General features: G+C 59.8%; 10 protein-coding genes. 9 read left to right on the forward strand and 1 reads right to left on the reverse strand.

All coding sequences use genetic code 11. The features are described from left to right. Positions 1–270: 270 nt before the first annotated feature. The 5 genes from ACGFIB_RS32570 (at position 271) to ACGFIB_RS32590 (ending at position 6,822) form a co-directional block, all read left to right on the forward strand. On the forward strand, positions 271–2,388 hold the full coding sequence (locus ACGFIB_RS32570) for a DEAD/DEAH box helicase family protein (RefSeq protein ID WP_393376922.1): 2,118 nt from the start codon (positions 271–273) through the stop codon (positions 2,386–2,388). Positions 2,389–2,400: 12 nt separating this feature from the next. Next, complete coding sequence (locus ACGFIB_RS32575) at positions 2,401–2,589, forward strand: hypothetical protein (RefSeq protein WP_393376924.1); 189 nt, start codon at positions 2,401–2,403, stop codon at positions 2,587–2,589. Next, on the forward strand, positions 2,589–4,658 hold the full coding sequence (locus ACGFIB_RS32580; RefSeq protein WP_393376925.1) for an AAA family ATPase: 2,070 nt from the start codon (positions 2,589–2,591) through the stop codon (positions 4,656–4,658). Before ACGFIB_RS32575 ends, ACGFIB_RS32580 begins: the two co-directional genes overlap by 1 nt. Beyond that, positions 4,658–5,158, forward strand: a complete 501-nt coding sequence (locus ACGFIB_RS32585) for a DNA phosphorothioation-associated protein 4 (protein WP_393376927.1) — start codon at positions 4,658–4,660, stop codon at positions 5,156–5,158. Before ACGFIB_RS32580 ends, ACGFIB_RS32585 begins: the two co-directional genes overlap by 1 nt. 215 nt (positions 5,159–5,373) lie before the next feature. After that, on the forward strand, positions 5,374–6,822 hold the full coding sequence (locus tag ACGFIB_RS32590; protein ID WP_393376929.1) for a DNA phosphorothioation-associated putative methyltransferase: 1,449 nt from the start codon (positions 5,374–5,376) through the stop codon (positions 6,820–6,822). Here ACGFIB_RS32590 and dndA read toward each other — a convergent pair. Then, positions 6,809–7,966, reverse strand: coding sequence for a cysteine desulfurase DndA (dndA, locus tag ACGFIB_RS32595; protein WP_393376930.1), 1,158 nt, complete (start codon positions 7,964–7,966; stop codon positions 6,809–6,811). The genes ACGFIB_RS32590 and dndA overlap by 14 nt on opposite strands. Positions 7,967–8,049: 83 nt before the next feature. Here dndA and dndB point away from each other — a divergent pair, with 83 nt between their 5' ends. From dndB to dndE, 4 genes are read left to right on the forward strand one after another with little or no spacing between them, the layout of a single operon-like run. Beyond that, entirely contained in the window at positions 8,050–9,183 is a 1,134-nt protein-coding gene (gene dndB, locus ACGFIB_RS32600) for a DNA sulfur modification protein DndB (RefSeq protein WP_393376932.1), read from the forward strand. Beyond that, on the forward strand, positions 9,180–10,703 hold the full coding sequence (gene dndC / locus ACGFIB_RS32605) for a DNA phosphorothioation system sulfurtransferase DndC (protein ID WP_393376934.1): 1,524 nt from the start codon (positions 9,180–9,182) through the stop codon (positions 10,701–10,703). Before dndB ends, dndC begins: the two co-directional genes overlap by 4 nt. Then, positions 10,690–12,678, forward strand: coding sequence for a DNA sulfur modification protein DndD (gene dndD / locus ACGFIB_RS32610; RefSeq protein WP_393376936.1), 1,989 nt, complete (start codon positions 10,690–10,692; stop codon positions 12,676–12,678). The genes dndC and dndD overlap by 14 nt, the downstream gene beginning before the upstream one ends. Beyond that, a complete protein-coding gene (gene dndE, locus ACGFIB_RS32615; protein WP_393376938.1) occupies positions 12,668–13,045 on the forward strand; it encodes a DNA sulfur modification protein DndE in 378 nt (125 codons plus the stop codon). The genes dndD and dndE overlap by 11 nt, the downstream gene beginning before the upstream one ends. Positions 13,046–13,144 lie beyond the last annotated feature (99 nt).

A 13,144-nucleotide genomic window follows, 5' to 3' on the forward strand; every position in this document is an offset into this window, starting at 1 on the left:
TCCCTCGCAGAGTCCGGCAAAACCTGATCCGACTCCGTCAACATGGAGGCCGAAAGTCGTGTCCGATCACCGCGCCACACAGAGCGACAACGAAGCCATCAACGCCGGAATGGCCGGATTTCCTGTTGTTGCGAGAGACGTCTGGTCGGCCTCGGGCACGCTCGTCAACTTCCGTGCTGATGCTGCTTGGACGAGCTGCCTACTGCCGCCAACGGCGACGCTCACGCCCGGCAGTGTGGAGTTCCTTCAGTCGACCCATGGAGGCCGTGCATGAGCCTTTCGAGTGTTTCGATCCAGGACTCCTATAGGAGCGGCACTAGTGACGTCGCCTCCGACTTCTATATCCCGGTGCTGGCGGAAGCCGTGCAGTATGACCGAGCCGTCGGCTATTTCACCAGTTCCTCCCTGGAATTGGTTGCGCGCGGGATTGAAGGCTTGCGCGCGAACAACGGCAAGATCCGCCTGGTCGCCGGACCGATGCTCTCACCTGACGATATCGAGGACATTCGCCGAGGCTACGAATACCGCGAAATCGTCACGCGGGCCATCGCCCGGGAGGTTGATCCCGAAACGCTCGATGTACACGTGGCCGAAAAGCTTAGTTTCCTGGGCAAACTAATTGCTGATGGTGCCCTCGAGATCAAGATCGCGGTTATGGCGGATACTAACGGGCTCGGCATTTATCACGAGAAGATCGGCGTCATCGCCGATGATGAGGGCAACACGCTCGCCTTCACTGGCTCACTGAACGAGACCCGTGCTGCGATGGCAGACAACTTCGAGTCCATCGAGGTGTTCTCCTCGTGGACCTCCGACGACGTGCGCCGGGTACGCCGGATCCAACAGAACTTCGTCGCGCTCTGGCAAGGCAAGACTGAGCGTCTGGAAGTACTGGAGTTCCCTAAAGAAGCGGAGGAGCACCTGCGAAAGCTCGCCACGCGTATGGCCACCAATGCCAGTTCGGACACCACGACACGTCAACGCCGTCTCGAGGAGGTCAGCAAGCGCGGCTGGGCAAGCACTCCTGATGGAATCCAGCTGCGGGACTATCAGAAGGATGCCATCACGAAGTGGCTTCAAGCAAAAGCCCGAGGCATCTTTGAGATGGCAACCGGCACAGGCAAGACCATCACCGCACTTGCAGCGCTCGACCAGATTGGCCGGCAGCTGCGGGCTGGCAATAATTCTCTCGTTACCGTGATCGTTGTTCCATTGCTCGACCTCGTTGAGCAATGGTCGCAAGAGCTCAACCGATTTGGGATCATTCCAGTCAAATGTCGGGACTCGGTGGCCACATGGTGGACCCATGCAAATAATGCCATTGCAGGCCTACGGCCTGGACGGGCGGTCACCCTGGTCGTCACGAACAAGACCTTCGGTTCGTCCGCCTTTAAAAACGTGCTGTCGTCGGCGGGGAGCAACTTGCTGATCATCGCGGACGAAGCTCACCACCTAGGAGCTGAGCATAACCGCGCCGGATTGCCCGAACAGGCCCCATGGCGGCTGGCCCTTTCTGCCACGCCGGAGCGCTGGTTCGACGACGAAGGCACCGAGGCGCTCCGCGACTACTTCGGAGAGATTTTGATCAGCCTTGGGCTTAAGGAGGCGATCGAGCACGGCGCTCTCACCCGGTACTGGTATCGGCCAGTGCTGGTTCCCCTCACGGACGAAGAGGCGGCGCTGTACACCGTTCTCACAGGAAAGATCGGTGCGCTTTACGGTCAGGTTAAAGGAGGCAAAATTAAGGTCTCGGACGATGCTCAGGCGAGGCTTGGGCAATTGCTCAACAAGCGCGCCAAGGTGCTCGGCCATGCTGAAAATAAGATCGCGGCGCTACGTGAAGAGGTCGGCAAGCGGCGCGAGCGGCCGTTCCAGCTGGTCTACTGTGCTGAGGGAGGCCGCCCACAGGAGGATGATCTGGTGGGTGGCGAGCGCCAAATAGATCGGGCACTCGACCTGCTCGGCAACCGGCTCGGTATGCGCGTGCATTCCTATACCTCACAGGAGTCCAAGCAGGAGCGCAGTGAGATCCTCGAAGCATTCGGATCTGGCGACCTTGAAGCACTAGTTTCCATGCGTTGCCTGGACGAGGGCGTCGACCTTCCCGACGCTCGGATCGCCTACATGCTGGCTAGTAGCAGCAACCCCCGGCAATTCATTCAGCGCCGCGGCAGGATCCTGCGTCGGGCTCCGGGAAAAACGGAGGCCGAAGTCGTCGACTTTATCGCCGTACCCCCACGGGACCGGGAACTTTTCGAGGTTGAGCGAAACCTGTTTCGGCGGGAGATGCAGCGTTTCGTGGAGTTCGCTAAATACTCAGAGAACTACGGCGAGGCCCTTACCGAGCTCCGCGAGCTGCGAGAGTACTACGAGCTTATGGATGTTTAGGGAGAGATTTCAGTGACCGACAAGATGGACCAGCAAGAGATCGAGCAGATCCAGCAGATCCTCAGTGGCATCAGTCCCAACGCATACGAGGTCGTCAAGATGGTTCTCGCTCTCGAGTGGGAGAACCTTCACAAGTCCGAAGCGTTGGCCCGGAACACAGTCAGGGACGAAATGGTGAAGAAAGTCGAGGGAATCTCATAATGAAGTTCATCTCGGTCGAACTGGAAAACTTCCGCCCTTATCAGGGTATCCAAAAGATCAGCTTTGCTCAGGGGTCGGAGACCAACGTCACTGTCCTGTGGGGCACCAACGGTGGCGGAAAGACGACACTCTTGAACGCCTTCACCTGGGCTCTATACGGCGTGCTCAGCGTGGACGTCGAGAGCCAGGACCAGCTCATCAATACCACTGTCTGGAACAGCGCGGCCGAGGGGACTCTCTTGACCGCATCGGTGGCCATTGAATTCGAGCACGCCGGCCACGTCTACATTGTTAAGCGGTCTGTCTACGCATCGAAGCGCGGCCCGCTTCAGCCGAGGCCGAAGCCTGAGCTGCAATTGTGGCAACGCGAGAGGGATGGCAATCTGAAACCTGTCCTCAATCCGAGTGGCCGTCTCGATCAAATGCTGCCCGAGCGGTTGAGTCGATTCTTCTTTGTGAACGGTGAGCGGATCGAAGCCCTGGTGAAGCACGAGGGTGGCGAAGACGTGCGCGAAGCCGTCAAGACGCTTCTCGGGCTGGAGGCCATGGAGCGTGCGATCGAACACCTTCCTCGGGTCGCGCAGAAACTGCGAAGGGGCATGAAGGCTGAGGGTGCATCCCAGCAGAAATTGGACGACCTCCTCGTCAAACTGGAGGACGCCGAGCGCATGACGCAGGAGCAGCAGCGCCGCCGCATCGCCGCTGAGAAGGAGCTGAAGCACTTCGACCTGGAGATCAAGTCGCTCAACCACAAGATGACGCAACTCGCGGAGGCGAAGGATCTTCAGCAGGACCGATACCGGTTAGAGGATCAACTAAGGCGCATCCGGGTAGTCCGGCAGGAACAGGAGGAACAGCGGGCCAGCCTAGTAGGAACCAGTGGCTTCCTCGCTTTCCTCCCAGCCCTGCCTGGCAAGATTCTGGCAGCGTGTGACGCGCTGTATGAACGAGGGCAACTCCCGGCACCGCTCAAGCAGAACTTCGTCGATTACCTCATCGAGCGTGGCGAGTGCATCTGCGGAACACCCTTGACCGAAGGAAGCACGCATCACGCTGCTCTGGAACTCTGGCGTGCCCGTGCCGGTCTCGCCGAAGTCGAGGCAGCTTGGAACCAGCTTCGGGGCATCGTGGCGGGCTTTGATGGGCAGCGTGTGCAGATGCACGACGCGCTGCGAGGCTTCGACGAACGGATTGCTGAGGCGCAAGAGGATGAGCGCCGTCTGGAACACGACATCGACGAGATCGGGAACAAGCTCAAGCGCTTGCCCTCTGAGGAGGTTGTTGAAACCGAGGAAAAGCTGGAGGCGGCCAAGCTCGCCCGGGATGAGAAGGTGGCGGCCATCGGCGCGGCCATCGCCGAGATCGAGCGGCTGACAAGTGTCAAGGAGGACTTGAGGAAACAAGCCGACAATCTCGGAGTCAAGGATGCCCGCAGCCGCCGCATCCAGAACCGGGTCGTGGCCATCGAAGAAGCGAGCAATGCTCTTGTCCAGATCCTAGAGATCCTCTCTCAGGGCGTCCGGCGCCGGCTTGACGCTCGTATCCAGGAGCTTTACCGCCTGGTGTCGCTCAAGAGCTACGAGCCGGAGCTCACTCCCGACTTCGATCTGGAACTGTGGGATCTGAGCGGCAGCCAGCGAGTCCCGGCGCCCAAGTCCACTGGTGAAAACATGCTGCTGTCGCTCGCCTTCGTCGGTTCACTCATCGGTGACGCGCGGGATGCGCAGAAGCACGGCCGCACCTTTATCCAAGGTATCGGTGGTGACTTCCCAGTGGTGATGGACGCGGTTTTCGGCAACTTGGACGACGACTACCGTAAGGCTGTCGCTGACTTCCTGCCCAGGCTGGCCTCCCAGGTAGTGATCCTCACAAGTAAGGCCCAGGCCGGAGAGATCGTCGAGCATGAGCTGCGGCCCCGTCTCGGTAAGCAGTATGTGATCACCGCGCATACCACCAAGCTCGCTGTGAGTAGCGCGACCGAGACGTTGACCTTGAACGGCAACGCCTACCCCTACCAGGTCGTCGGTTCCAATCGGACCGGCGCTGAGCTCACGGAGGTTCACGACTGATGGTTCTCAACGCCGATCTCCGCGTACGCAGACCCCAAGAGCACGAGGAGCTGATCGGCCGACTGACCACCAAGGAAGGCGGTCCATTCCCCAACTACTGGCAGGTTCTCGTCTTCGCTGCGGCGCTGGGCTGGGCACGAGGCCGCCGGGAGCCTTTTGACAAGCACGAGTCCCCAATCCGTTATGGATTGTTCAACAATTCCGCAATTGTCTCGGCCACCATCGATTCGATGGCCGTCCTGAACTACTCGGACGACACAGGGATCGACGCAGGGATCATGGCTGAGGAACGGCTCCCTGAGCGAATCAGGATATTCGAGGAATACGCCAACGGTGGGCTCCTCATCATTCAGGGCGAGCTCAACAGCGGCGTTGCAGTGCGTCCGACAGACGTCATCCTGAATCTTTGCCGACGAGGAATGACGCAAGCAGAAAGCAGAGTGCAGGACATCTTGGGTCCGCGGCTCTCCGATTTCGGAACGCCTGACTTCGAATCCTAACGAGGTGAGTTGCAATACGCCTCGTTTGATAATCGTCTAGCGAAGCCCCAGGGAAAGGCGGTATGAGCCACCCGCGCTCAAGCCCGCCGTCCTCGCCGTGCTCACCCAGTCCCTAGCTGGGGCCTGGCCAGCTCATACCGACCACCCACCAAGATCTTCAGGGCACCTAGGCTGATTCTTCATCCCCCTAGAGTTCTGAACTCCATGATGGGCATGTGACTCTCATAGAACAGACGGGCGGCGCTTCGGAAACCGAGCGTCGCCTGACCGCGATCGGTAGGACGGGACTTTCCGTACCCGCACGTCAGGCCGTGGTGGATCAGCAGATTACGTCTGACTCGTCGGTCCTGGACTATGGGTGCGGACGAGGGCATGATGTCCGGGCTCTACAGGGGATCGCCATGAGGGCGGTCGGCTGGGATCCCCACTATCACCCCGAAGGCAGCCTCGACCCATCGGATGTCGTGCTGCTGACTTATGTCCTCAACATCATCGAGGACCCGGAGGAACGGCGTCGTACGCTCGCCAAGGCATGGGAACTTGCCAAGGAGACCTTGGTGGTCTCCACCCGACTCGCCTGGGAAAAGTCCAAGGTCAAGGGCACGGGTTTCGGCGACGGAGTGCTTACCGGGCGGCGGACGTTTCAGCACCTGTTCAGCGCTGGCGAGCTCCGAAGTTACGTTGAGGACGTCACAGGCGTCCGGTGTGTCTCTGCGACTCCCGGAATCATCTACGCGTTCAAGCGGGATGAGGCACGCCTGGGTTATCTGGCTCGTCGGATCGCGCCCGCAGCCATCTGGCTATCCTCTGACGACGCGGCATCGGCGATCGCCTCCGTAGTCGACTACACAGAGCAACGCGGGAGAGTGCCACGAGTAGAGGAGATGCCGGCGCAGATGGTGGAGCTCCTGGCGCATCTCAACACCGTTGAACTGCAGCGGATTGTCCGGATGTCGGCCGATCCCGAAAAGGTGGCGGAAGGTGCGAAGAGATCCACCTTGACCACGCTGCTGTTCCTCGGGGTGGAGCTATTCAATGGGCGTGGCCCCTTCGGATGCCTCCCGCTTGCCGTGCAGCTCGACGTGAGAGCGTTCTTCAGCTCTTACAAGGAAGCATGCATGCGGTCTGATCGTCTGCTGCTCAAGCTGCGCGATGATGCCTATGTCCGTGGCGCGATGAACGGGTCAAAGGTAGGCAAGCTCACGCCAACAGCTCTGTACGTGCATCGCCGAGCGATTGATCACATGCCGGTTGTCCTGCGCCTGTATGAGCACTGCGCTTCGCTCGCGGCAGGACGACCACAGGAGTGGACCTTGGCCAAGCTGCGCCATCAGGGTAGGGGGGTGAGTTGGCTGGACTATCCGGAGTTCGACACGGATCCGCACCCGCGGCTGCGATCGTCCTACATGGTCGATCTCACCACATTCAAGACCTCGCACATGTCCTACGAGCAGTCGGAGAACAGGCCTCTACTCCATCGCAAGCATGAGTTTCTTCACCCAGATGATCCCGATGTCCCGAAGTATCGGCGACTTACCGACGGCGAGCTGCGAGCAGGTCTGTACGCCAATCCCCATCTCATTGGGACAGAGCAGGGCTGGGAGGCGGAGCTGGTCCGCTGTGGCCGCCAGCTCCGCGGCCACCGCCTGATCAAGAGGAACTGACTGGTGCGATGCCGGCTTGGTACTCGGCGATGATGCTTGCGAACTCGTCGACGTCCAGTGCCTGCACTTGGTCGGGGAACCAAGAGAGGCGCAGTCCATTGCTGGCCTGTTCTTCGGGCAGTCCCATCGCCGCGAGAACATGGCTTGGGGTGTATGACGCACTCGTACAGGCGGATCCGGTGGCCACCGCGGCGTAGTTTTTCAGCTGCAAGATCAAGGCCTCAGTGTCCACACCCTCGAACGACAGGTTGAGGATGTGCGGGACCACGTGCTCTTGGTCGCCGTGGAGGTTGAACCGGGTCTTGCCGAGTCCCTCCAGCAGACGGACGCGGAACTCGCTGGCCGCTTGCAGCCACTGCGTACGTTCGCTTTCGAACACCTCAAGAGCTTTGGACAGGCCCATGATGAGAGGAACCGGAAGTGTGCCTGGGCGGAGCTTGCGTTCCTGACCGCCTCCGTACATCAGGGGGGTCAGCGGCACGGAGTCCCGCCCGCGACGTCTGACGAGTAGGCCGCCCACCCCTTTGGCGGCTCCAATCTTGTGCCCGCTGAAACTGACGAGATCGATTGGTGCACGAAGGTCGTCTGGCAGCTTGCCGAAGCCCTGAGCCGCGTCAACATGAAGATAGGTGGCAGTGGAGCGGAGGTGCTCCGCCAGATCGGCAACCGGCTGGATGACGCCAGTCTCGTTGTTGACCTGCATGACAGATACAAGCAGCGTGTCAGGACGTAGCCGTTCCAGCACGGCTTCCGCGCTCACGCGACCGGAGGGGCCCGGCTCGATCAGCTCGACCTCGAAACCCTGTGACTCTAGGTGCTCCAGTGGCTCCAGGACGGCCTTGTGTTCAATTGCGGTGCTGATGATGTGACGGCGTTCACTCTTGGCGCCGAAGGGAGCTAGCCCCAGGATGGCGATGTTGTTGCTCTCGGTTGCACCACTGGTGAAGATCAACTCATCCGGGCGGGCGGAGAGGTGGGCTGCGATGCTTTCACGAGCGCGGGCTACCGCCTTCTTGGCGCGAGTTCCATACTCATGGGTACGCGAGCCCGCATTCCCGAAGTCTTGGGACATCCAGCGCAGGACGACTTCGGCGACCTCTGGGAACACCCTCGTCGTTGCAGCGGCATCCAGGTAGGCGACCACGTGCGCACCCGCTCTCGTAACTGTTGACCCCAGATCACGTGTGTACGTTAAAAGGTACACGTACTTACGGTACCGTGGACCGCGTGGGAGCACACGCGCTAGCGCAGCAAGGCGGAGACGCCACAACTACAGGCTTCGAGTACACCTTCCCAGCTATCCGCGGTGTGCAGGCAGGGCGTGAGTACTACGTATCGATGTGCCCGTTGCGCCTCATTCCCAAGATCTTCTTGTTCGATGAGGACGAGCTGGCACCGGAGGTTCGGGCGCAGCGAATCCTGAACAAGGGGCGAGTTCCAGCGCTCGCGCGGTACATCCTGGATAACCCTGACGATTACGTCTTTTCTGCGCTAACCGCCTCCGTCGATGGCGCCATGCGCTTCGTGGGGGTGGCGGACCAAGGGCCAGGGTTGCGTGTCGGTCAGCTGCACATCCCGATGGCATCGCGCTTCTTGATCAATGATGGCCAGCACCGGCGTGCAGCGATCGAGGCGGCACTCAAAGAGAACCCATCGCTCGGCGATGAGACCATCGCCGTCGTCTTCTTCCATGACGCAGGCCTTGAGCGCAGCCAGCAGATGTTCGCCGACCTGAACCGCCATGCCGTGCGGCCGGCTCGTTCCATAGGCGTGCTCTACGACCACCGGGATGGGCTCTCGCAGCTGACACGGCTCCTTGCGCTGAAGTGCCCGGTGTTCCGCAACTTCGTAGAGATGGAGAGCAGCAACCTCTCAGCTCGGTCGCGCAAGCTCTTCACGCTCAGCGCCTTGTACTCGGCGATGAGCGCCCTTCTTCAGGGGCTGGAGCTGACCAGCGGCAAGGACGGGGAACGCCTGTCGTGGGGCTACTGGGAAGCTATAGATGATCTCATCCCGGACTGGGGAGAGGTGCGGAGACGATCCCTGTCCGCCTCCGAGATACGCAAGCAGTACCTACATACGCATGGGATCGCACTCCATGCGCTAGGGCTGCTCGGGAACACACTGCTTCGCGATTCCCTTGATCCAGAGGAGTGGAAGCCGCGGCTGGCGCCGCTTCGGGACGTCGACTGGTCACGGACCAATCCTGACTGGGAGGGACGTGCGATCATCGGTGGCCGTGTCTCGAAGAATCACCAAAACGTCGTACTTACCGTGAATTATCTACGCAAGCAGCTCGGTCTCGAACTGACTGCCGATGAGCAGCAGGCAGAAGACGCCTACCAGCGAGGAGAGCGATGAGCACCCCGACGCGCAGTGCCGTCATGTTGAACACGCCCACGCGGCGCGCCGTCCCCTTTGAGAGTCAAGGCGGCCTCGCCGCGGTGGTGAACGAGCTGACCGCAGAGATTCGGGAGCTGTACCTAGCGGATCAAGTTCCCTGGGTCGTGGGCTATAGCGGCGGCAAAGATTCCACTGCGGTGCTTCAACTCGTGTGGCTGGCGCTACAAGGTATAGAGACCGACCAGCGCACCAAACCGGTCTATGTCATCAGTACGGACACCCTGGTTGAGAACCCGGTCGTTGCTGCTTGGGTGACCCAATCGCTGGAGACCATGCGTAGGGCGGCAGAGAAGCAGCAGCTTCCGATTCAACCGAATCGGCTGGTGCCTGATGTGAAGGACACCTTCTGGGTCGGCTTGATCGGCAAGGGATATCCCGCTCCTAAGCCAAAGTTTCGCTGGTGTACCGAACGCTTGAAGATCAAGCCTTCCAATTCGTTTATTCGCCGAGTCGTGCATGACCATGGTGAAGCGATCCTGGTCCTGGGTATCCGCAAGGCCGAGAGCCAGGCTCGCGCCCGCGTGATGGAGCGCCACGAGAAGCGCCGTATCCGCGACCGTCTCTCGCCCAACGGCAACCTTCCCAACTCCCTCGTCTATAGCCCCGTAGAGGCATGGAGCAACGACGAGGTCTGGACGTTCTTGATGCAGCAGCCCAACCCCTGGGGGCATCCGAACAAGGACCTCCTCACCATGTATCAAGGGGCCTCGAGCGACGGAGAATGCCCACTCGTGGTAGATAACACCACCCCTTCCTGTGGTGACAGCCGCTTCGGTTGCTGGACGTGCACCCTTGTCGACAAGGACAAGTCCATGTCGGCGATGATCCAGAACGATGAAGAGAAGGAGTGGATGCTTCCCCTCCTGGAGCTACGCGACGAGCTCGACGCTCCCGACGACAGCCACTTGCGTGACTTCCGGAAGATGAACGGCACGATCCAGCTCTTCCACGATCGCAACGTTCCTGGACCGTACACACAGAAGGCCCGTGAGGAGTGGTTGCGCAAGCTCCTTAATGCTCAAACCTGGATTCGGCAGAACGCTCCAGAGCACGTGCGGGACATCGAGCTCATCACGATGGATGAGCTGCACGAAATCCGACGCATCTGGGTCTTTGAGAAGCATGAGGTCGAGGATTCGCTACCCAAGATTTACCAGCGAGAGACGGGAGAGCAGTTCCCTGGAGGCCCGCTCGACCAGCACCTCGCAGTGGCCGCTGATGAGGTGGAACTGCTTCGTGAGGTCTGCGAAGGAGACGATCTGCACTTCGAGACAATGCGCGAGCTGCTCGCAGTTGAGCGCAAATTCCGCACGATGACTCGTCGCTCCGGCCTGTTCGAAGCACTTGAGAAGGCAATCAAGAAGGGTTACTACACGGATGCGGAGGACGCGGTCGAGCTAGCCAAACGCAATCAGCAAAACAAGACCGCCCCCTCCTTGATCGGATTGGACGAAGAGAGCACCAATGCTCCTGCATGAGATTACTCTCGAGAACTTCGGTGCGTACCTCGGCAAGCAGGTCCTCTCTCTAAATCCAAAGCCCGGCAAGCCGATCATCCTAATCGGCGGCCTCAACGGTTGCGGGAAGACGACGCTGCTAGATGCTATCCAACTCGCGCTGTACGGCTCCCGGGCACGGTGCAGTGGTAGGGGAAGCCGCTCCTACGACGCGTTCCTCCGTGACAGCGTGAACCGTCAGGCCGTGCCTAAGCAGGCAGGCGTGAAACTCTGGTTCTCGACCACGGTCGAAGGGGAGCAACGTCATTACCGTATCGAGCGAAACTGGTCCATCACGGGAAAGACTCTCCGCGAGTCGCTAGCGGTCTTCGTCAACGGCGAACACGATAAGGCGATCAGTGACACATGGGCGGACTATGTAGAGGATCTTCTGCCGCTGGAAGTCGCATCCCTCTTCTTCTTTGATGGCGAGAAGATCGAGTCGCTTGCTGATCCTGAGCGGGCTGCTCCAGTCATCGAGTCGGCAGTCCAATCGCTCCTAGGGGTCAGCACGGTCGAACAACTGCGAACCGATCTACTCGCTCTTCAACGGCGCCAGAAGGTGAGTCGCGAGGACAAGGACGCACTCGAGCTGATCGCCACCCTTGAAGCTCAGCTTGACGAAAACGAGGTGGCCAGAGCGGATGCGCTTCAGCGAGTCGCTTCCGCAAAGGCTGGTCTACTACACGAGAAGAAAGAGCTAAAGGCTGTCGAGGCGGCATTCGCTAAGGAAGGGGGAGACCTCTTTCGCCGTCGGGCCGAGCTAGAAGCACAGAGCGCGCACGCAAGAAGCCGGCTCGAAGCTATAAGCGCCACTCTTGCTAACACTACCGCCGCAGGACCGCTTCCACTTCTCCTCCTCAAGGATCAGCTGGAGACTCTGCGCGCACAGGTGGCTCGAGAGGAAGATGCCATCCGCGCGGAGCAGCTACTCCACGCCCTGCACAAGCGGGACAAGGAGATTCTCTCGCTACTCGGCAACGGCATGCCGGATGCTCAGTTTGAGCAGATCACACAGTTCATGGAAGAGGACCGTGCCCAGCGCGCAGCTGACACGGCCGTTCCTAGAGCGATCCAGATGTCGGCGACAGGCATTCAGCAACTCAACTCGCTTGACCAAATTCTTGAGAGCGAATCACAGCGTGCGGAAGAGCTGCTCACTGAGTCTGGACAGCTCAGAGCGCAGCTCGAGGCGCTAGATCGACAGTTGGCCGGTGTTCCAGCAGAAGATGCGATCGCCGACTTGATCGCTCGACAGGACAAGCTCCGTCAGCGCGTGGAAGACCTCGAGAGGGACCTGCGCGCAACGGAAGAAGCTCACGCCGCGCGTGTCCGAGAACACGCCCAGCTCCGGGCAGCCCGCGAGAGGGCGTATGCCAAACGCGCCAAGGGACTAGCCGAGATCGAGCACCGTGCGCGTGTGGTTTCATACTCCGACCGCGCTCGTAACACTTTGGACAAATTCGGAGAGCTCCTGCTGCAACGTCATATCAGCCGGTTGGAGGTCGCTGTACTAGATAGCTTCAACCGTCTAATGCGCAAGGACGGCCTGGTCAAAGACCTAAATATCGACACTGGCAAGTTCACTTTGACCTTGATTGGCGCGGACGGCGAGGATCTCAATCCGGCACGTCTGAGCGCTGGCGAGCGTCAGCTCCTGGCTGTATCCCTCCTCTGGGGTCTAGCTCGCGTAGCAGGCAACAGGCTCCCGAGTGTCATCGATACTCCGCTCGGACGACTGGATAGTCGGCACAGACAGAATCTTGTTGAGCGTTACTTTCCACAAGCCAGCCACCAAGTGCTTCTGCTGTCGACAGACGAAGAGATCGACGATGAGCTGCTGCAGCGCCTCATTCCATCGATCGCTCAGACATACACATTGGTTCACAACGACACGACGCTCACAACCACGATTGAACGCGGATACGGATGGGGGAAGACTCGGTATGTCGCTTGATACAATCCGATTGTCCCAACCGGCAAAGGACCAGTTGATAAAACTTAAACGAGTCACCGGCATAAAGAACTGGAATGTTCTGTGCCGCTGGGCTCTTGCTGTGTCTTTGCAGGATGGAACGCCCCCGCTAGTGCGTGATATTATTGCCGATTCCAACGTCGAGATGTCTTGGCGTACCTTTGCTGGAGCTTATGGGGATATCTACATGGCGTTGATTCGATCCCGATGTCTGCTCGACGGTAGCGAACCGACGGAAGAAGCTTGCGGGAGGACGCTCGTCACGCATCTGCATCGCGGGATCGGGTATCTTGCAGGGCGACGTGACCTAACTTCCGTAGATAATCTTATCAAGGCCGCTGTCGAGTAGATCTTGGAGATTACTAACCTGCGTCTCCTGTCCTAGGTTCGACTGCAAGGCAGGCGACGCGCACAGCGAACGGGAGAGACGCCATAAGGTTTCATCCAA

Origin of the sequence: Microbispora bryophytorum (assembly GCF_043197435.1) — a bacterium.
Taxonomy (GTDB): Bacteria; Actinomycetota; Actinomycetes; order Streptosporangiales; family Streptosporangiaceae; genus Microbispora; species Microbispora bryophytorum.

Coding starts and splice junctions, on each gene's coding strand:
- ACGFIB_RS32570 (WP_393376922.1), top strand. CDS start 271: ATGAGCCTTTCGAGTGTTTCGATCCAGGACTCCTATAGGAGCGGCACT.
- ACGFIB_RS32580 (WP_393376925.1), top strand. CDS start 2,589: ATGAAGTTCATCTCGGTCGAACTGGAAAACTTCCGCCCTTATCAGGGT.
- ACGFIB_RS32585 (WP_393376927.1), top strand. CDS start 4,658: ATGGTTCTCAACGCCGATCTCCGCGTACGCAGACCCCAAGAGCACGAG.
- dndC (WP_393376934.1), top strand. CDS start 9,180: ATGAGCACCCCGACGCGCAGTGCCGTCATGTTGAACACGCCCACGCGG.
- dndD (WP_393376936.1), top strand. CDS start 10,690: ATGCTCCTGCATGAGATTACTCTCGAGAACTTCGGTGCGTACCTCGGC.
- dndE (WP_393376938.1), top strand. CDS start 12,668: ATGTCGCTTGATACAATCCGATTGTCCCAACCGGCAAAGGACCAGTTG.